Below are 1104 nucleotides of genomic sequence, written 5' to 3' on the forward strand. Positions count from 1 at the left end.
CATCCGGTTGCGGCAGGCCCTTGCGGTCGAGCTTGCCGTTGGGGGTCAACGGCATTTGCGCCAGGAAGATGAAATGCGCCGGGATCATGTAGTCCGGCAGGCGGGTCTTGAGTGCGCGGCGCAACGCGTCACGGAACTCGGCTTCGTTGGACGGGGCGGACACCGGAACCACATAGGCCACCAGCTGTTTTCCGGTCGGGCCGTCCTGGGCCACGACCACCGTTTCACCGACGCTGTCCTGCTCACGCAGGCGCGCTTCGATTTCCCCCAGTTCGATGCGGAAACCACGGATCTTCACCTGATGGTCGACACGCCCGAGGTAATCCACCACGCCATCCGGACGACCACGGGTCAGGTCGCCGCTGCGATACACGCGACTGCCCGGCGTGCCGAACGGGTCCGGCACGAAACGTTCGGCGGTCAGCGCCGGACGTTCCAGGTATCCACGGGCTACACCCTCGCCGCCCAGGTACAGCTCACCGGCGACGCCGATGGGTTGCAGGTTGAGTTGCGCGTCCAGCACGTAGCCGCTGCGGTTGCCCAGCAGCGTGCCGATTGGCGCGTAGACGGCGCCGCAAGGGTCGCCCTTGCGCGCCTTCCACAGCAACGGCGTGACCACGGTTTCGGTCGGGCCGTAGCCGTTGAACAGGTAGGTCGGCTTGAGCGCGCGCCAGGCCAGGTCATAGCTGGCCTGGGCCACGGCATCACCACCGAAGCAGTACACCCGCACTTTCGGTGGATTACCGTCGCGCTCGGCATGCTCGGCCAGTTGTTGCAGGTACACCGGCGGGAACACCGCCATGGTCACGTTGTGACGGTGCATCTGCGCGTAGGTGTACTCGGGCAGCCACAGGCTGTCGTCACGGATCAATACGCTGGCGCCGTTGATCAGCGGGTGCATCCAGCCTTCGTGGGAACCGTCGAAAGCGAAGGACATAAAGTGCAGTTCGCAGTCGGCCGGCGATGTTTCATAACGCTCGCCGGTAGCGATGATGTGCGCCACCAACGGCCCATGGGACACCGCCACGCCCTTGGGCAGGCCGGTGGAGCCGGAGGTGTAGATCACGTAGGCGAGGTTGTCGCCGTGCAGTTTTACCGCCGGCG

The 1104-nt window shown here is 65.4% G+C and carries 1 protein-coding gene; it reads right to left on the reverse strand.

Annotated features, from left to right (window positions below; translation table 11 throughout):
• Window positions 1–1104: AMP-binding protein (locus C8K58_RS32180; protein ID WP_146188264.1), on the reverse strand; the 1104-nt coding region annotated here is incomplete at both ends.

Origin of the sequence: Pseudomonas sp. GV047, assembly GCF_003058245.1 — a bacterium.
Classification (GTDB): domain Bacteria; phylum Pseudomonadota; class Gammaproteobacteria; order Pseudomonadales; family Pseudomonadaceae; genus Aquipseudomonas; species Aquipseudomonas marginalis.